A 19,379-nucleotide genomic window follows, 5' to 3' on the forward strand; every position below is an offset into this window, starting at 1 on the left:
CGTAGCCGGAGCCGCCGGCTCCAGCCGGCTCCCGGCGCCTGCACGAGGACGCCCCCACCCGGGTCGGGTGGGGGCGTCCGTGCGGAGGGGATCGGTCAGGGAGTGCAGGCCGTCTCGTCGAAGTGGCCGGGCGTGCCCGGGTAGGCCGAGCCGGCACCGTGCGCCGTCTCGCCCGGGTGGACCATGGCCAGCTCGCGGAAGGCCGAGGAGCCCGCGGTGGTCACGTCGGTGCCGGGACGACCGGCGCTCGAGGTCCACGCCAGCTGCTGCAGGAAGTCCTGCATCGCCGGCGAGTGCTGCCGCACGTCGTTGAAGCCGCCGTACGCGCTGTTGCAGTGCGTGAACAGGTTGTACGCGCCGTTCCAGTCGATGAGCCGGTCGCCCGGGTTGGGCCCGTTGGCCGAGACGTCGCCCTGGAGCACGTCGCGGTCCCAGCCGCCGTAGATCCAGTCGGTGCCCTGGTGGTGGTTGTCGTTCGACGGGTCGGCGTCGGCCAGGCCCGCCATCTCGAACCACAGGCACGGGTCGACCGTGACCGCGTTCCTGCCGGTGCCCGTCGTCAGCGGCCAGGCGCCGAGCGTGCAGCCGCCGCCCGGGGTGTAGGAGCCGCGGGGCCGGACATCGAGCAGGTCGGAGCCGAGGACGTCCTGCTTCGACACGTCGGACTCGCCCGCGCCACCGAAGAGGTGGTCGACGAACCGGTCGTCCGTGCCGCGCGAGCTCGGCGTGAACACCCCGCCCACGAGGCATTCGGGCGTCGCGGCGTCGAGCCCGGCGTCGCAGCCCTGGCCGCCCCAGAGGACGTCCTCGCCGTCGCCGCCGAAGAGGTCGTCGCCGCCGCTGTCGCCGTTCGCGACGTCGTCGCCGAAGCCCGCGTGGATCGCGTCGTCGCCGGAGCCACCCCGGATGAGGTCTCGCCCACCCTCGTCCATGCCGTTGTGCGGCATCGCCGGGTCCGTCGAGGTCCCGATCCACTGGTCGCCGTCGACGTCGTGGAGCAGGTCGACACGCCGGTCGTACGCGCCGCGCGGGAACGCGGTGAACGTCTCCTTGGGCGGGCTGTTGAGCGTCACCGACGCCTGGGCCGGGGTGTCCCCCGGGCTCAGGTACTGGTTCACGATGCCGCCCCGGTCGCCGACGATCGCGTCGCCGCCGCTGCCGCCGTCGATGCGGTCGTCGCCGAGCTCGCCGTACAGGTCGTCGTCGCCGTAGCCGCCGGACATGGCGTCGCCGCCGTCCTGGCCCCAGATGCCGTCGTTGCCGTCGTCACCCCACAACGTGTCGGCACCGAACGCACCCGCCACCTCGCACGTCGACTGCGCGGTCGTGCAGAAGCGCGTGCTCGGGCCGGGCAGCGCCGGGTCGTGGGTGCGCGATGCCGTGGCGTCCGACGACACGGCCCCGTCCGGGTAGCGGTCGGCGTAGACCTTCTCGGTGCGGGCGCCCCCGCCGCCCTGCAGGGTGCGCAGGAGCGAGCCGTTGTCACCGAGGACGACGTCGTCGCCGCCGTTGCCCTCGACGACGTCCGAGCCGTCACGGAAGCCGGGGGCCGCCGATCCGCCGATGACGTCGTCCTGTCCCGGCACCGAGCTCGTGCCGCGCAGCAGTGCGGTGGGGCTCGCCGAGCCGGGCCAGGCGGCCGTGACCGCCGCGACGGTCGTGCCGTGCGCCGAAGACTGGCCGAACGGCAGGTCACCGAAGAGCTGGTCGGCGCCGCCGTTGCCCTCGACGTGGTCTGGCCCGGCGTCACCGGTGACCGCGTCGTTGCCGTCCTGGCCGAGGAGCACGTCGACACCGTCGCCGCCCGAGAGCCGGTCGAAGCCGTAGAGCACGGCCGAGGGTGTCGTCAGCGGGTTGGCGCCGAGGTCCCACGGCTGGATGACGCGCGGCGTCATGGCCGTGCCGGCGGCGCTGCCGAGCCGCACGGTGACCGAGCTGGGTGCCTGACCGGCGGCCGGGCGCAGCACCTGGCCGTTGTCGCCGAGCACGACGTCGTCGCCGGGGCCGCCGAAGACGGCGTCGTCGGTGTCGGGCTGGCCGCCCGACGTCGCGCCGGAGGAGGCCCCGCCTGCGGACGGTGTCGAGCTGCCGCCGACGAGGTCGTCGTCGCCGAGGCCGCCCTCGACCCAGTCGACGTCGGGCCCGCCCTCGACGTAGTCGCCGTCGCTCTCGCCCTTGAGCCGGTCGGTGCCGCTCTGGCCGAGGATCACGTCCTGGCCGTCGCCGCCGAAGACCTGGTCGGCGCCGGAGTTGGCGAGGACCGGGCTCGTGCCGAGGTCGAGCAGCGTCACCCGGTGGGTGCGCGAGAAGCCGCGCATCCTCGTGACCGGGGTGGTGTCGTCCGCGGGGACGCCCGAGACGACGACCGCGTTGTCGCCGGCGACGAGGTCGGGGCCGGCGTCGCCGTGGAGGACGTCCCCGGCGTCCGGCCGGCCGGTGCCGGCGCCCGCCTGCTGGAACGACCCGCCCACGACCTCGTCCTCGCCCGCGTCGCCGTGGACGACGTCGGAGCCGTTGTTGCCCTCGAGGTGGTCGGCGTCGTCGCCGCCGTTGACCGCGTCGCCGCCCAGGCCGCCGTATGCCGTGTCGTCGCCGCTGCCTCCGTAGACGACGTCGCCGCGGCCGGCCGACGGTGTCAGACCGTCGAGGTCGAACGGGATCGCGTGTGCGTCAGCGGCGCTCGTCGGGTCGTCGACCGTGCCGTTGTCACCGACGATGACGTCGTCGCCGGTGTCACCGGAGATCGTGTCCCCGGCGTCGGCCGGTCCGACGTCGGTGCGGCCGGCGGCTCGGGTGCCGCCGTAGAGGACGTCGCTGCCCTCGCCACCGCTGATGCGGTCGGAACCGTCGTCGCCCTCGACGACGTCGGTGCCGGCCTGGCCGTAGAGCTGGTCCTGGCCGCCGTTGCCGAAGACGAGGTCGGCCCCGGCGTCGCCGTAGCCGCGGTCGTCGCCGCTGCCGCCCCAGACGTGGTCGGCGTCGTCGCCGCCGAGCAGCACGTCCGTGCCCTCCTGCCCGCAGACGAGGTCGGTTCCACCACCGGCGAGGACGCGGTCGCTCGCACCGCCCGCCGAGATGGTGTCGACGCCGGCGCCGCCGAGGACCAGGTCGTTGCCGTCACCACCCGCGCCCGAGGTGCCCTCGGGGACGGGGTCGCTCGTGACGGGGCTGCCGGGTCGGCACGTCTCGTCCTTCGCGGCGTCGAGGGTGGCTGCATCACGCAGGGTGTCGCCGAAGACGGTCGCCGGACCGTCGCCACCGATGACGTGGTCGTTGCCCAGGCCGCCGACGAGCGTCTTGCGCGACGAGGTCTCCCCCGCCGGGACCGGCAGGTGCGACACGACGCGGTAGGCACCGAAGTCGACGCCCTCGACGACGTCGGGACCGCGGGCGTTGCCGGCCGCGTCGAGACCCCGGGCCCCCACCTGGCTCGGCTCGGCGACGACGTAGTCGTCGCCCGGTCCGCCGAAGAGCGCGTCGGTGCCGTAGCCACCGACGAGCGCGTCGGGGCCGCCGCCACCGATGACTCGGGCGTGCTCGCCGCTCGTGGAGTGGCTGGTCACGACGTCCTCGACGGCGCTGCCCCAGACCTTGTCGTCGCCGGAACCGGTCTCGATGATGTTCGGGATCGACGGCTTGCCCGACGGGGTCGTCAGCGTGTCGGCGGTGCCCGGGTCGTCGACACCGAAGGAGCCCTCGGTGGACGCGTAGACCGTGTCGGGACCGGAGCCACCGGTGAGCGAGTCGCTGCCGAGCCCACCGATGAGGACGTTGCCCTCGGAGCGGGTCGTCGTGCCCGCCGTCGCCCCGGGCCGGTCGGAGGCGACACCGATCTTGTCGTCGCCCGGGCCCCCGTTGACGCGGTTCTTGCCGAGGCCGACGCTGATGACGTCGGCACCGCCGGCGCCCTGGGCCCCCTGCGTCGGGTCGGCGTCGAGCTCCGTCCAGTCCACGACGTCGTCGAGCTTCACCGAGGTGATCGAGCCCTTCGCGTTCTCGACGTCGACCGGGTTGAGCGCGGCCGTGACTGCCAGCGTCTGCTGCGGCAGCGCGCCGTCGCCGGAGACGAGGTCGGCGCCCAGCCCGGTCGTGATGGCGTCGGCTCCGGCCCCACCCGCGACACGGGCCACCTTGCCCGCGACGTCAGCCGTGACGATTCGGTCGTCGCCCGCGCCGCCGTCGACCCAGGCGTTGCCCGTGCCGGTCTGGACCTGGTCCTTGCCGGGGGTCCCGAAGACGATCGCGTCCTTGTCGAAGACCGACAGGTCGGCCTGCGTGGTCGGCGACGACGGGTTCGCGTCCTTCTTGCCGTCGCCGACGAAGCTGACGACGAGCGGCGTGGCCGAGCCGCGGCCGTCGACGACGACCCGCTTGAGGCCCGCGTCGAGGTACTCGCGCGTCTCACCGAGCATCTGCACCTTGAACCCGTCGAAGTCGGGGTTCGTGCCGTCGTCGTCGCCAGTCTTCTGCGCGAAGTAGAGCGCGGTCACCTTGACGGTGTCGGACTCGGTGTCGGCGGTGTTGCCCCACGGGGTGCCGCGGGCCGCGTCGGTGCCGAAGCGCCCGGCGAAGACGACGAGCGTGTCACCGCTGGTGCCCCCGAGCCGTGGCGGTGGTGGCTCACAGTTCGGTTTCGCCGTGAAGTCGAGCAGGGTGATGTCGGCGATGTTGATGGAGAACGACACGCTGAACGGCGAGAACCCGAGCGTCACGTAGAGCCGTAGGAAGAGACTGAGGCGCCCGGTGGTCGTGAAGAGGCAGAGCGGGTTGTTGGCCGCCGCGTGGAGGAACTCGCTGACCCGGAACTTGCCGTCGTTGTTGGGGTCGTTCCAGTGGAAGCCGATGGTCAGGTGCAGACCGCCCTCGATGCCGACGGTGATGATGACGGCCGTCACCGCTGCGCCGGCGGCGATCTCACCGTCGAGCCGCACGACCGGCACGGGCACCCCGCTCCCGTCGGTCGTCTTGAAGTAGAGGCCGTCGAGCAGCTTCACGGCGTCGACGGACGTGCCCGCCTGGGCCGCCTCCACGGCATACCGGATGCCGGCGGTGTCGAGGCCGGCCATGAAGCGCAGCGTCACCGACGCCGAGCCGGAGAGGGTCACCATGACGGGCGGCGGCGCGTAGACCGGGCCGAAGGCCTGGCGCCACGTGAAGCCGAGCGTCAGCGGGCCGCTGTCGAACTCGACGAGCGAGACGTCGCTGCCCATGAGCAGGCTGAAGACCGACGCGGGGTCGTCGAGGATCGGGAAGGTGAAGCCGGACTTGTTCGCGCTGCCGGCCGTGCCACCCGAGCCGAACACGTTGCCCTTGCCTCCCTTGCTGTTGAGGGCGTTCTTCACGTCGTCCTTGCTCGCCGCCGAGGCGCCCTTGATGAGGGAGGTCGGCGAGTTCGGCGCGAGGCTGCTCGTCGGCGAGACGCTCGTCGTCAGGGCCTTGCCGCCGTCGACCAGGAACTTGCCGATCGGGATGAGGCACGTCGGGTCGCCGGGTCCGCCACCGCAGTCGGGCAGGTTGTTGATGAGCGTGGTGAGGGCCGCGATCCTGTCGACGAAGTCGAGCTTCGGTCCGCCGGCGAGGGTGTTGAACGTCTTGGCGAGGGTGATGAGGCTGACGTCGCCTCCGCCGGCCATCTTGCTGAGGTCGGACAGCACCGGGATCGGGGCGTAGAGGGTGTCGATGACCGGCTGGAGCGGTCCGGTGACCGACTTGACCTTCTTGAGCACCGGGCCGAGGAGGTTCGAGAGGAACCCGCCGGCGTCGATCGCGACGTCCTTGAACTCGATCGTCGGGACGCCGAGGTTCTTGAGGTCCTTGTTCGAGAACTCCCACCCGAGAACGAAGTTCGCCTGCACTCCGGGCAGCACCGAGTCGACCGAGGCCTTGACGAGCCAGTCGGCCTTGATCTTCGCGGTCAGCGAGATGCCGAAGAGCGAGGACGCGTCGCCGCGGGCGATGTCGGAGATCGTCAGCACGCTGCCGGCCGTCTCCGTCGTGTCGCGGGACCTGAGGTCGACGAGGAAGGCGCCGGCGAAGAGCGGCGCGGAGCCGTTCTTCTTGACGTCGATGTCGAGGAAGGCGAGCTGGGCCTTCATCGTCGCGGGCATGTCGAAGCGCGCGCCGAGACCGAACTCGGGTGCGGGGGCGCCGTCCTGCCAGCTGTCGTGGGTGTAGATGACGAAGCCGTCGTCGGTGTTGACGCCTGCCTTGACGTGCAGCTGGATGCCGAGGCCGTAGGTGATGGCGTCGTCGTCGCCGGCCTTGAGCGCGAGACCGGGGATGCCGATGTCGAGCGGCAGCGTCCTGCCGTCGCCGAGGCAGCCCGAGCCGGGCACGCAGCCGTCGTCGGGCGTCACCGTGCCGGCCTTGACGTCGAAGGCGAGGTTGACCCCGTTGATGCTCGTCGTCGGGCAGTCGATGAGCATGGGCTTCGTCGTGACGGGCGTGTAGGTCGTTGCCGTGGTGCTGCCGTCGTCGGTGAAGGTCTGCGCGCTGCCCGAGGCCGCGTCGACGACCTTGACGAGCTCGAACGGGCCACCGTCCTTGCTGCGCAGCACCTTGTACTTCGTCGCGCCGCCGGACTTCGTCCACGACACCTTGATCGAGTTGCCGCCGCCCGTGCTCGTGAACGCGGTCGTCGTCTCGGCGCTCGGCGGGGAGGCGACGGTGTCGCCGTCGGTGCCCGCGCCGGTGCCCTGGCTGGCGACGATCTCGTAGCGCCACTTCGTCGCGCCGGCCGTCGACGGGGTCGCCGCGAGCGTCGGCGCGCCGGTGGGCTCGAGCTTGGCGGTGCACTCGTAGTCGACCGTCAGGCTCGTCTTCTGCAGCCCGGCCGCGGTGATCGCCTCGGCGAGCTTGGTGTTGACGTAGTCCTTGGCCTCCTTGGGGCTCGCCGGCACGGTGCCGAGCTTGGCCTTGATCTCGGCGCGCAGGCGCCCGATCGAGTCGGCGCCCTGCTGGAGGTCCTTGCCGACGAAGGGCAGCTTCCCGTCGAACGTCGCGAGGCGCATCGACTGCTCGATCTTCTCGAGGTAGCCGTCGAGGCCGGGGCCGATCTGGGTGAAGTCGGCGAACGCGTTCGCGAAGGCGGCCGAGAGGTCTGGCAGCTCGAAACGCTTCTTCGCGTCGTCCGGTGCCGGGAGGTTGCCGGTCAGGTCGAGCAGGGTCGCGGGGTCGGTCGAGTCCTGCAGGCGCAGGGCGACCGAGCCGAGCGACGTCGTCGGACCGCCCGACACGGTCGCGTAGAGCGGGATGACCCCGCAGACCATGAGCGGGGTGCTCAGACCCTCGCCGCAGTCGACCGGGGCGTTCGAGGCGTTGAAGCCGACGTCGAGCCCGGACAGGAAGGTCGAGAAGCTGACCGGGGTGTCGGCCGCGGCGCCCGTGTCGGACAGCTCGAGGCTGAGGTTGGCCCGCAGCTTCGCCTGCTTGGCCGGGTCGCCGCCCGGGTCTCCTGCCGAGACCGTCAGCGGGCCGATCGTCCCTGCGGCGCGGCCGGTGAAGGCGGCGTCGGCGCCGATGCTGACCTTGGAGTCGGCGAGCACCTTGAGCGAGGTGGCGTCGTCCGGGCCCGTGCCCGGTGCGAGCGGCACGACGAGGCCGACCTTGACGCCGCCGGTGACGTGCGCGGCCCCTTGCCCCGTGGCAGCGGCCGTGACGAGGGACCTGTCGCCGCCGAGGTCGAGGCGCAGCGGGGTGCTCGTGCGGTAGTCGCGCTTCCAGTCGAGGTCGAGAACGACGTTCGGGGTGCCGCCGGTGTCGAGGTACCGGAAATGGAGGGCTCCCGTGCCGAGCCGGTCGTCCAGGACCTTGAGGAGGTCCTGCATGTTCTGCGGCGGGTGCAGCGAGATGACGTCGAGGGCGTCGTCGAGCGGGGAGCGGAAGGCGTATGCCGTGTCGTCGGCGGGTTTCTGCGCCCAGTCCTGCGTGAGCGTCACCGTGTCACCGGAGGCAGCGGCCACGACCGCCACCTGGGTGCCGACGACGACGGTGCGCCCGACGAACGACGCGTCGAACGTGCGCCCCACGTGCTGGAGGGTGTTGGTCCCGTAGTTGACGTCGGAGCCCACCCCGGACGCGTCGCGCCGCATGAGGTCGCGCAACGACGTGCCCGTGCCGGGGATCTCGCGGCTGTAGATGCCGGTCGCACCGCCGGGCTGCGCGTCGGCGAGCTGCGCCGCCATCGTCTGGAGCGTCTTCAGGACGATGGCGAACAGCTCGGCCTGGGAGCCCGGCTTGATGTCGAGGGCGAAGATGCGGCTCAGCCGGCTGAGGTCGAGCTGCGGGCCGTCGCTGCCGCTGACCTGGGTCAGGTCGTTCCAGTGGGCGGCGACGCCGACGTCGGTGCCGGCCGGCAGGAATCCGGCTGCGTCGGGCACCGAGACCTTGAGGTCGGCGGTGGCCCGTACGTTCAGGTCGACGTCGAGCAGGTCGCCGGCCTGGCTCGTGCCCGTCGGGGTGTCGGTGACGAGTGTTGCGAAGAGTTCGCGCAGCCGAAGGTCGTGCTGGGCGTCGCCGGCCTGCCGGAGGCCGATGGAGAGCATGTGTCCCGAGCCCGCAGCCGAGCAGTCGGCCGGCGCGGAGCTGTTGCACACCGACAGGGAGCCCTTGAGCCGCACCTGGAAGAAGCCGGCGTTGGCGGTGAAGTCGACCGCGGTGTCGACCGGGAAGTCGGCCGTGAGCAGGGGGGTGCCGGTGCGCACCAGGATGCGGTCGGGACCGAGTGGCAGCGACGTGACGTTGGTCGAGAACGCGCCGGTCGACTGGACGAACGGGCAGGCCTTCGTGTTGCCCTCGAAGCCGATGCAGTCGTTGCCCGTCCTCGGGTCCTGGAGGTCGAGCACCAGCGTCAGGTCGGCGGCGAACGACGGCTTGACCGTCGCGAACGTCTGGGCGGAGTTGGCCCGAAGGATGCCGCGCCGTGGTCCCGTGCCACCCGGCTGGTCGGTCAGCTGGTCGCCGAAGGTAACGGCACCGAGCTGCGCCTCGGGGCCGACGATGACGAACGGCGTGCTGGCAGAGGGCTGCCCACCGATCCAGGTGCCGGAAACCGTGAGCGAGTTCTTCGTGTTGGCCGTGATCTCACCGGCCGACGTGCCGGCCATGACCCGCATGCCGACCCACTGGTCCGCCGTCCACGGCTGGGTGCCGTCGTCGAGCGTGAGCCCGGTGGCCGAGTACGTCGCCGACGGGCGCGACGTCCGCGCGGCTCCCGCGTCCATGGCGACGCCGGCGGAGGGCGCCGCCTTCACCATCCGCAACCGGAACACGAGCTTGCTCGTGGTCGCGTCCCACGACAGGTTGTCGAGGCCGATGCCCGCCGCCTTGAGCTTGGCGACGAGGTCCTGGAGCGAGTCGAAGGTGGGGTTGCCGACCGTCGAGGCGTCGAAGCCGGGCGGCGAGGGCTGGTTCGGGTCCGGTGCCTGCACCACGTTGGCCTTCAGGAAGTCGACGAGCACCTGGTTGGCCTTGACGGCGTCGGACACCGTGCCCCGCAGGAACGGCAGGTCGAGGTTGCCGGTCGACGGCAGCGGGCCGGCGCCGTCGGGGTCGAACTTCGCGGCCTGGATGCCGGTCAGCGCGGTCGCGACCTGGGCCAGGCCGTCGGCGAGGTCGCGCAGGCTCATGTTCTGGAACTTGCCGACGAGGCCGGCGAGCGTCGGGGCCGCGACGGTCGGCGAGCCCGTGGCGATGTTGGGCCAGACGACCGTGACGTCTGCGGCGACGTTCGTCGGGAACGCCACTCCGGCGAGGCCGCTCGTGTCGGCGGCGACGTGCAGGGTGCCCGAGACAGAGCCGGCCGTGCCGGGCTGCGAGGGTGAGCCGCTGGCGTCGAGGGCGGCCGTGACGAGGCCTGCGAGCGAGCCGTCGGCGGCCAGCTCGCCGTCGCCGGTGCCTGCGGCGTCGAAGGCGAGGACCCCGTCGTTGTTCGGGTCGTCGATCCTCGCGTACGCGTGCGCCGTGACCGCGAAGTCGGTGCTGCTCAGCGTCACGCCGAGGATGCCGACGGCGGCCTTCGCGGCGGCCGACAGGTGCGCGGTGACGTCGACGTCGACACGGGGCGCGTGCGCTGCGTCGCTCGCCAGGTAGACCTTGTTCGTCGTGGGCCCGGTCCACACCACCCACAGCGACAGCGTCGCCTCGACCGTGGCGGTGACCCCCTTCGGCGAGCTCAGCTCGACGCGCGGGCTGGCCGAGCTGACCGCGAGCGACTGCTGCGTGGCCGTGCGGGTCACGACCAGGTTCACGTGGACGCGCTTGCCCTCGCCGAGGTCGTCGACCGCGATGTCGAGCGTGCCGGCGCGGCCACCGGGCAGGCTGACGGCCTCCCCCGAGGTCGCGAGGTCGGCCCACGTCGTCGTGCCGGGCAGGGCACTCGTCACGCCCTCCCTGACGAGGTCGTCGAGTCCGGCCAGGCCCCCGGGGCTGGCGGCGACGAACGGCAGCTGCTTGCCGAAGGTGTCCAGCGTCGCGAGACCGCTCGTCCAGGACGCGAGGTTCGCGGTCCCGCCGCTCCCGCCGAGGAACGCCACCACCCTGTCGACGCCGGGGTCCGGGTCGGCGGCGAAGGCGGGCGAGGGGCCGGCCAGAGCTCCCACCACGACGAGGAGCGAGGCCACGACCGCTCCGAGGGCACGACGAATGGACTTGCGCACCATGGTTTCTCCCCAGAAGGGAGCGCACCGCGAGCCCATCCCTGCGCGAGCCACATCCGACACGCTCCTGTGCTGACAACGTAGTGAGCGACTCGTCACGCGTCCGGCGAATCGTCGGAAAACGGTCCGATCAGGTGATAGAGGGACAGATGGGACTCAGGTGACGCCAGCCGGCCGACCTCGCCCTCGGGGCGTCGATCGGTTTGGCCCTCCAGCTGCTCGGCTGGTTCGTCTTCACCGCCCTGGGCCTGGCATCGTGGATGTGCCTGTGGGCGGTGCTGCTCGTCGCGCCTTTCGAGGCGAACGGGAGGAACAACCTCGGCTCGCGCCAGCAGGCCTTCCCCGACCCGGCGACCTTCTCGCTCAACGAGGCCGCCTTCACGGCGCCCACACCGTCGGGGCTCGACCGTTTCTACGCCCGCGGCGTAGAGCCGGCGCTACGCCCCCCTAGTGGAGAGGGGGGCCAGGGGAGGCTCCTCCCCCGGTCGTCGTCTGATGGCAGGATGCCGCCATGGCCGACAAGAGCTTCCGCATCACCCGCGAGACGACGATCGCAGCGCCGCCCGAGCGCATCCACGCCCTCCTGGCCGACTTCCACGAGTGGCAGAAATGGTCGCCGTGGGAGGGGCTCGACCCCGCCATGGACCGCACCTACGCGGGCGCCGGCTCCGGGGTGGGCGCGGTCTACGCGTGGAGGGGCAACCGCAAGGCCGGCGAGGGACGCATGGAGATCCTCGAGTCGGAGACCGGCCACGTCGGGGTCGACCTGCTCTTCGCCGCCCCGATGAAGGCGCACAACCGTGTCGACTTCACGCTGACGCCGGTCGCCGACGGCACCCGTGTCGAGTGGGCGATGACCGGCCCGCAGAACGCCGTGATGCGCATCATGAGCAAGTTCTGGTCGATGGAGAAGCTCGTCGGACCCGACATGGACAAGGGCCTCGCCCAGCTCAAGCGCACCGCCGAGGCCGCATGACCTCGCTCGTCCTCCGACCGGCGACCCGTGACGACGTCGGGGCGATCGTCGCGATGCTCGCCGACGACCCCCTCGGCGCGGGTCGTGAGGATCCCGCGGACACGCAGGCCTACGACGCGGCCTACGACCGCGTCGTCGCCGACCCCGGCCAGCACCTCGTCGTCGCCGAGCGCGACGGTGCCGTCGTCGGCACGCTCCAGCTGTCGGTCATCCCGGGGCTCTCCCGTCGCGGCGCGACCCGCACCATCATCGAGGGCGTACGCGTCGCCGACGGCGAGCGCGGAAGCGGACTCGGCACCGAGCTCATCACCTGGGCCATCGAGGAGTCGCGCCGGCTCGGCGCCACGCTCGTGCAGCTGACGAGCGACGCGAGCCGCACCGACGCGCGGCGTTTCTACCAGCGCCTCGGCTTCGTCGCCTCGTACGTCGGCCTCAAGCTGCCGCTCGACGGCTGAGGGCGGGCGCGGCCGGCGCCCACCCTCGGTCGTGTCGGGGCACCAGACGGTCAGAAGATGCGGACCCGCTCGTCGGGCGCGAGCCACAGGCCGTCGCCGGGCTTCACGGCGAACGCCTCGTGGAACTCCGACAGGTTGCGCACGGCGTTGCCCCGGATGTCCTGCGGCGAGTGCGGGTCGATGGCGAGCAGGCGGATCGCCTCGGCCTCGCGGGCCTTGCCCTTCCAGACCTGCGCCCACCCGATGAAGAAGCGCTGCGGGCCGGTGAAGCCGTCGATCTCGGACATGCCGGTGCCCTCGGTCGCGATGCGGTAGGCCGAGTAGCCGATCTGCAGGCCACCCAGGTCGCCGATGTTCTCACCCACGGTGAGGCTGCCGTTGACCTTGTGCGACCCGTCGAGCCCCGCCGGCGTGTAGCCGTCGAACTGCTCGATGAGCCGCTTGGCCAACGCGTCGAACCGCTCACGGTCGCCCTCGGTCCACCAGTCGCGCAGCGCCCCGGTGCCGTCGTAGCGGGAGCCCTGGTCGTCGAAGCCGTGCCCGAGCTCGTGCCCGATGACGGCGCCGATGCCGCCGTAGTTGACGGCGTCGTCCGCCTCGAGGTCGAAGAAGGGCGGCTGGAGGATCGCCGCCGGGAAGACGATCTCGTTCATCGACGGCATGTAGTAGGCGTTGACGTGCTGCGGCAGCATGAACCACTCGGTGCGGTCGATGGGGCCGCCGATCTTGGCGAGGTTGCGGTCGATCTCGAAGGCAGTGCTGCGACGCACGTTGCCGACGAGGTCGGCCGGGTCGATCTCGATGGTGGAGTAGTCACGCCAGACGTCGGGGTAGCCGATCTTCGGGGTGAAGGCGTCGAGCTTCTCGAGGGCCTGGGCTCGCGTCTCGGGGCCCATCCACTCGAGTGACGAGAAGGACGCGCGGAACGCCGCGACGAGGTTGCCGACGAGCTCCTGCATCCGCTCCTTCGCCGCCGGCGGGAACCACCGCTCGGCGTACAGCCGCCCGACGGCCTCGCCGACGCACGACTCGACGACGGCCACCCCGCGCTTCCAGCGCTCCTTGTTCTCGGGCTGCCCCGACAGCGTGCGACCGAAGAAGTCGAAGTCCTCGTCGACGAAGGACTGGGGCAGCAGGGTCGCGAACTCCGAGAGCACGTGCCATGTCAGCCACGCGCGCCAGTCGTCGATGTCGACCGACTCCAGCGCCGCCCCCAGGGCGCTGACGAAGCTCGGCTGGCGGACGACCACCTTGTCGAAGGACCCCGACGGCGCCTGGAGGGCGGACAACCAGGAGTCCCAAGGGAACTGGGGCGCGAGCTGCTTCGCCTCGTCGAGCGTGTGGGCGTTGTAGGTCTTGACCGCATCGCGGTTCGTGACGTTGTCCCAGTGCGACGAGGCGAGGAGGGTCTCGAGCGCCATGACGCGGGTGGCCTTGCCCTCGGCGTCGGGGATGCCCGCGAGGCCCAGCAGCCGCCCGATGTGCGCCACGTAGGCGGTGCGGATGTCGGCGTACTTGTCCTCGCGGTAGAACGACTCGTCGGGCAGGCCGAGGCCGCCCTGCTCGAGGTAGACGACGTACTGCTCCGGCGAGCGCTCGTCGGGAGCCACGAAGTGGCGCAGCGGCCCGTCGACGCCGTCGCGCTCGAGACGCCCGAGGGCAGCGCCGAGGGTGTTCACGTCGACGACCGTGGCGACCTCCGACAGCACCGCCTGGAGCGGGGTCAGGCCGAGCTCCTCGACGCGGTCGGTGTCGGTGAAGCTGGCGTAGAGGTCGCCGACCTGGCGCTTCGGGGTCCCGGGTGCGCTGTCGTGGTCGGCGGCCGCCGACTCGATGAGGTCGCGCACCCGCGACGTCGACTCCTCGCGCAGGATGTCGAAGGTGCCGAACCGCGCCCGGTCGCCGGGGATCTCGGTCGTGTCGAGCCACGTGCCGTTGACGAACCGGAACAGGTCGTCCTGCGGCCGGGCCGACCGGTCGAGCGCCTCGAGGTTGATGCCGGACTTCATGACCACGATGTCTCCTCGTACCCGCGCCGGACCGTCCCGGCGAACGTGCCCCGAGCCTAACCACGCGAGGCCGTTCGCCGGGTCACGACCCGGCACGGGCGGGAGCCGGCGTCTAGCGGCGCAGCCGTCCGGCCACGACGCCGGCGAGCCCGACGACGAGCAGCATCCCGCCGAAGGCGCCGATCATGGGCGGCCCGACGAGGCGGAAGGTGAGGTCCGAGTCGGTCAGGTTGGCGGCGAGCAGCCACCCGGCCACGATCATCGTGAGCAGCCCGAACATGATCGAGCCGGGACGCGGGCCCTTGCGCACGGTCACGAGGGCCGGCCGTGGGTCGTGGTGGCTCGGCGCCGTGCCTGCCGGTGGCGGCCACGCGCCGGGCTGCGACGGGTCGGGCAGCGACGGCGGCGGCAGGTGCGGCAGCTGCGTCGCGTCGGTGACGACGTCGTCGGGCACCGGGGCCGACGGCTCCACACGGAACGGGCTCGTCGTCGGCAGCGCCCGGGTGGAGGAGGCCGGGATCGTCGTCGTCGCGTCGGGGCCGGACTCGGGGAGGGGCACCGGGTCGGCCAGCGGGTCGCTGAACTGCGGCCCTGCGCTGGTGCTGTCGTTGCTCATGGTGCCGGTCTCCTGTGACGTCGTGGTCGTGGTGTCTGTCGTGTCTGTGGTGTCGCCGGGCCCCGTTGCCTCGGCCGGGTCGTGGGCGTTGCCGGTGCTCATGACGCGCTCGCCGTCGTGACGCGGATCGAGCCCACGCCGACCTCGGCGTCGACGGTGATCTCCGTCGTGGCGCCGGCGTCCCCGAACGTCACGGTCTCGTTCCAGTCGGTGCCCTCGTGCCTCAGCTGCCCCGGGCCGAGCTCGGTCATACCCGTCCCGGTCACGCCGGAACCGGTCGCGACCAGCTCACCCGCCCGCGCCTTGGCGTGCACGACGACCTTCACCTTCTCGGGAACGACGATGTTCAGCTCGCCGGCACCCATGATGGCGCGGACCGTGTCGGCGGTGGGCGTGGCCTTGTAGTCGGCAGCCGTGAGGTCGAGCTTCATCGAGCCGAGGGTCAGCTCGTAGGTCGGCGCGGGTGTCAGCGTCGTGACGGCGTACGACTTCTCACCGACCTGCCAGGGGTGGTTCAGCCCGGCGGGGGCCGCGGTCGTGATGGCGGCGGCGATGATGCCGACGACGGCGAAGAAGCCGAGGCCCGAGCGGCGACCGGCGATGCCGGCGACGACGATGGCGAGGCCGAGCACGCCCACGCCCGAAGCGATCCCGATGGCGACGGGGTTGCCAGACCAACCTGCCCATGGGACGAGGAGCGACATCACCACACCGGCGATGATCGACAGTCCGAGCACGAGGAGCCCGCCGGCGAAGCCGATCGACGGCGTGCGCTGGCGCACCGGCGTCGGCGCCGGCGGCCGCGGCGTGACCAGGGTGGCGCCCGCGTTGGCGGCCGCGTTGCCCGTGGAGCCGTATGCCGGGTGCGACGTCGCGACCGGAGCCGACGTGCCGCCCGTGGCCGGGTCCGTGGACGCGTACGGGTCGCTGGGCGTGCCAGTGGCCGCGCCGGTGGCCGTGGACGCGGGGCGGTTGCCCGAGCCCTTCCACGGGGCCTGCGCCATGAGGTCACGGCCGGTGTCGGTGCGGGTGAGGAACCACCAGGCGCCGACGACGAGGAGCACGAAGCCGAAGACACGGAAGCCCTGCGTGTCACCGCCCCACCAGGGGCCGCCACCGAGCACCGACATGGCGGTGACGACGAGCAGGAAGATGGAGCTGCCCTCGCCGTGCCTCAGCGCGCGCTCGACGTGGATCTCGCCCTGCTCGTCGGGCATGAGCAGCCAGAGCACGAGGTAGAGCGCCACGCCCATCCCGAAGAAGATGGAGAAGAGGATGAAACCGGCGCGCACGACCAGCGGGTCCACGCCGAGCCAGCGCGCGATCCCCGTCGCGACACCGGCGAACCAGCGACCGTCCCTGCCGCGCACGATGCCCGGGCGCCGCAGGGCGGTGTAGAAACCGTCCAGGCCATGGCCCTGCGTCGGGGCCCCATTGCTTTTCGTCATGGCTCCAGACTGGCGGCGCGGCCGCGGCGCAACCATGAGGGTCGACCCTGAGCGCACCCTGACGCGACCCCCAAAGCAGGCCCGGATGGTCGCCCTCACGCGCCCCCGTGGGTGAGGATGGGACGGTGCAGACGGCATACGAGAACGGCCAGGGACCGGCGCGACCCGCGTGGCGGGCGACGCAGCGGCCGCCGCTCGTGCGCCACCGGCAGGGCAAGGTCGTGGCGGGTGTCGCCGCCGGGCTCGCCGACCACCTCGGTGTGCCCGTGTCGGCCGTGCGGATCGCCCTCGTGCTGACGAGCATCCCCTTCGGAGCCGGACTCGCCGTCTACGTGTTCCTCTGGGCGACGATGCGCGAGATCGGCGACGTCGTCCCCGTGGCTCCGGCGCCCGTGGCGGACCCGACCGGCGCCACCACGTCACCCGGCTCCTCGGCCGGCGGCGGCCACGGCCACCACCACATCGATCTGGCGAGCCTGCGCACCTGGCTGCGCAGCGGCAACCAGGCCGTCCTCATCACGCTGCTCGGGGTCGCGGCACTCGCCCTCGCCGGCGCGCTCTGGCTCGGCAGCGCCGGCTTCGACGTGCACGCCGAGGTGATCCTGCCCGTCGTGGCCATCGTCATCGGCGCCATCTTCTTCTGGTCGCAGCTCGACGACACCGATGCCATCGGCGCCCGCCGCCCGGTCCGGTGGATCTGGCTCGTCGTCGGCCTCGGCCTGACGATCCTCGGACTCGTCGGGCTGCTCGTGCGCGGCACCGACCTCACCGCCCTGTGGCAGGTCGGGGGTGCCGTGCTCGCCGCGCTCGTCGGGGTCGCCGTGCTGAGCGCGCCCTGGATCCTGCGGCTCTGGAGCAACCTGCGCCTGGAGCAGGCGGCCCGGATCCGCGCCACCGAGCGCGCCGACATCGCGGCCCACCTGCACGACTCGGTGCTGCAGACCCTCGCGCTCATCCAGCGCCAGTCGTCCGACGCCGCGACGGTCGCCCGGCTCGCCCGCGCCCAGGAGCGCCAGCTGCGCAGCTACCTCTACGACGAGGACGCCCGCGCGGGCACGCTCGGCGCCGCGCTCACCGCAGCGATGGGTGAGGTCGAGGACCTCCACGGCGTGCCCGTGCAGCTCGTCGTCACCGGCGACCGCCAGATCGACGAGCATCTCGACGCCCTCGTCAAGGCGGTCCGCGAGGCCGCCTGGAACGCGGTGCGCCACGGCAGCCCGCCCGTCAGCGCGTACGTCGAGGTCGGCCCCGACGCGGTCGAGGCGTTCGTGCGCGACCACGGTGCCGGCTTCGACCTCGACGACGTGCCCGACGACCGCGCGGGCGTGCGCGAGTCGATCATCGGCCGCATGGAGCGGCACGGCGGCACGGCCCATATCCGGCACCGCGCCGACGGGACCGAGATCGAGCTGCGCCTCCCGGTGCGCCAGCCGGCCGACCCCGAGCCCGCCGACCCGAAGGCCGCACCTTCGAAGAACCCCGACGCCGCGACGGCACAGACCCAGAACCAGACGTCGGCCCAGACCCCGACTTCGGCCCCGCCCCCGCCCCCGACCCAGACCCCGACCCCGACCCAGGAGCAGGCTTCATGACCGACCCGCGGACGATCCGCATCGTGATCGTCGACGACCACCACATGTTCCGCACCGGCGTGCGCGCCGAGCTGACGGCTGCGTCGGCGGCGTCGGGCTCGCTGTCGCTCGAGATCGTCGGCGAGGCGGGTGCGGTGGAGTCGGCCGTCCAGGTCATCACCGAGCAGCGGCCCGACGTCGTGCTCCTCGACGTCCACCTCCCCGGCGGCGACGGACACGGCGGCGCCGACGTCATCCGGGCCTGTGCCGGGGTCCAGTCGACGGGCGACGTGCCGGTGCGCTTCCTCGCCCTGTCGGTCTCCGACGCCGCCGAGGACGTCATCGCCGTGATCCGGGCGGGTGCACGCGGCTACGTCACCAAGACCATCAGCGCCGACGAGCTGCTGACCGCGATCAGCCGGGTGGCCGACGGTGACGCCGTCTTCAGCCCGCGCCTCGCGGGTTTCGTGCTCGACGCCTTCGGTGCGGCGGCCGGCGAGGTCGCCGAGATCGACGAGGAGCTCGACCGCCTGTCGGCGCGCGAGCGCGAGGTGATGCGCCTCATCGCGCGCGGCTACCAGTACAAGGAGGTCGCGAAGGAGCTGTTCATCTCCGTCAAGACCGTCGAGACCCACGTCAGCTCGGTGCTGCGCAAGCTGCAGCTCAGCTCGCGCCACGAGCTGACGGCCTGGGCGATGGGCCGCCGCCTCCTCTGACCCCGACTACCTTGGCGCGTGGAGGAAGCGGCGCAGGGCGGTGACGATGATCTCGGGGGCGTCGGTGTGCACCCAGTGGCCCGCGCCCTTGATCGTGAAGAGGCGGGTGCGCGGGAAGTGCCGACGCATGCGGTCGCCGTCCTCCCGCTTGATGTAGCGCGAGTCGCCGCCGGCGACCCACAGGACGGGGCCCTCGTACGCCGGCAGGGCGTCGACGTCGCGCGGCCAGTCGGCGATGCGTGAGTCAACGCCGAGGGCGGCGTCGGCCGCGATGAGGTCGAGGTTGACCTGCCAGCGCCACGACTGTCCCTCGCGGCGGAGGTTCTGCAGCAGGAAGGCCTTGACGCCGGGGTCGGGCTCGTCGAAGCGGGCCTCTGCGTCACCGCGGCTCTCGAGCTCGGCGAGAGGAAGGTCCTGCATCTCGCGGATGTAGCTCTCGAACCGCTCGAGCGAGCCGTAGCCCTTGGGGGCGATGTCCACCACGACGAGGCGGCCGACGAGCTCGGGGTGGCGCAGCGCGAGCACCATCGAGACCTTGCCGCCGAGCGAGTGTCCGACGACCATCCAGGACTCCCCCGGAGCCGTGGCTCGCAGCGTGCCGGCGACGGCGTCGGCGTACGCGTCGAGGCTGAACTCCTGCGACCACGGCGACCGGCCGTGGTCGGGCATGTCGACGAGCAGGCACTGGGCGTCGGAGCCGTCGGGGCCGCTCACCGCCTTCGCGATCTGGGTCCAGTTGCGGCCCTGGCCGAAGAGCCCGTGCAGGAAGGCGACACGCGGCCCGGCCGTGCCCACGGACAGCGTGTTGAGCGAGGCCTGGTCCGGAGCAGACGTCATGCCGCGAGCCTACGCGGGGTCGCCTCACGCTCGTCGTGGGCCTCGGTGAGGCCTCCGCGACGGTGCCGCGTGCGTGACCTCACGCCCCTGCGACGG

Annotated in this window: 9 protein-coding genes; 4 read left to right on the top strand and 5 right to left on the bottom strand. The window is 72.3% G+C overall.

Annotated features, from left to right (window positions below; genetic code table 11):
- Window positions 1-95: 95 nt before the first annotated feature.
- Window positions 96-10,658: a calcium-binding protein gene (locus ACXR8F_RS17275; protein WP_458802327.1), complete on the bottom strand. Its 10,563-nt coding sequence runs from the start codon at window positions 10,656-10,658 to the stop codon at window positions 96-98.
- Between the two features lie 508 nt (window positions 10,659-11,166).
- On the opposite strand from ACXR8F_RS17275, the gene ACXR8F_RS17280 reads away from it, so the two are divergent.
- Both ACXR8F_RS17280 and ACXR8F_RS17285 read left to right on the top strand, forming a co-directional pair.
- Window positions 11,167-11,631 (top strand): SRPBCC family protein, encoded by a 465-nt coding sequence (locus tag ACXR8F_RS17280; protein ID WP_045187655.1) that lies wholly within the window; start codon window positions 11,167-11,169, stop codon window positions 11,629-11,631.
- The gene (locus ACXR8F_RS17285) at window positions 11,628-12,086 is read left to right on the top strand and encodes an N-acetyltransferase family protein (RefSeq protein ID WP_458802329.1); all 459 of its coding nucleotides are present in this window, start codon (window positions 11,628-11,630) and stop codon (window positions 12,084-12,086) included. The genes ACXR8F_RS17280 and ACXR8F_RS17285 overlap by 4 nt, the downstream gene beginning before the upstream one ends.
- A 50-nt stretch (window positions 12,087-12,136) precedes the next feature.
- Here the strand turns inward: ACXR8F_RS17285 and ACXR8F_RS17290 are convergent, their stop codons facing one another.
- The 3 genes from ACXR8F_RS17290 to ACXR8F_RS17300 all read right to left on the bottom strand — a co-directional run bounded on the left by ACXR8F_RS17290 (window position 12,137) and on the right by ACXR8F_RS17300 (window position 16,159).
- Window positions 12,137-14,095, bottom strand: coding sequence for a M13 family metallopeptidase (locus tag ACXR8F_RS17290; protein WP_458802438.1), 1,959 nt, complete (start codon window positions 14,093-14,095; stop codon window positions 12,137-12,139).
- A 112-nt stretch (window positions 14,096-14,207) separates the two neighbouring features.
- Window positions 14,208-14,813 carry a hypothetical protein gene (locus ACXR8F_RS17295; RefSeq protein WP_458802331.1) on the bottom strand — a complete coding sequence of 202 codons (606 nt, stop codon included), beginning with the start codon at window positions 14,811-14,813 and terminating at the stop codon, window positions 14,208-14,210.
- Complete coding sequence (locus ACXR8F_RS17300) at window positions 14,810-16,159, bottom strand: PspC domain-containing protein (protein WP_458802333.1); 1,350 nt, start codon at window positions 16,157-16,159, stop codon at window positions 14,810-14,812. The genes ACXR8F_RS17295 and ACXR8F_RS17300 overlap by 4 nt, the downstream gene beginning before the upstream one ends.
- A 125-nt stretch (window positions 16,160-16,284) precedes the next feature.
- Between ACXR8F_RS17300 and ACXR8F_RS17305 the strand changes: the two genes are divergently transcribed.
- Both ACXR8F_RS17305 and ACXR8F_RS17310 read left to right on the top strand, forming a co-directional pair.
- Window positions 16,285-17,751, top strand: a complete 1,467-nt coding sequence (locus ACXR8F_RS17305; RefSeq protein ID WP_458802335.1) for an ATP-binding protein — start codon at window positions 16,285-16,287, stop codon at window positions 17,749-17,751.
- Window positions 17,748-18,446: a LuxR C-terminal-related transcriptional regulator gene (locus tag ACXR8F_RS17310; protein ID WP_458802337.1), complete on the top strand. Its 699-nt coding sequence runs from the start codon at window positions 17,748-17,750 to the stop codon at window positions 18,444-18,446. The genes ACXR8F_RS17305 and ACXR8F_RS17310 overlap by 4 nt, the downstream gene beginning before the upstream one ends.
- 6 nt (window positions 18,447-18,452) lie before the next feature.
- Here the strand turns inward: ACXR8F_RS17310 and ACXR8F_RS17315 are convergent, their stop codons facing one another.
- Complete coding sequence (locus ACXR8F_RS17315) at window positions 18,453-19,283, bottom strand: alpha/beta fold hydrolase (protein WP_458802339.1); 831 nt, start codon at window positions 19,281-19,283, stop codon at window positions 18,453-18,455.
- Window positions 19,284-19,379: the final 96 nt, after the last annotated feature.

It is taken from the genome of Terrabacter sp. AAH1 (assembly GCF_054456855.1).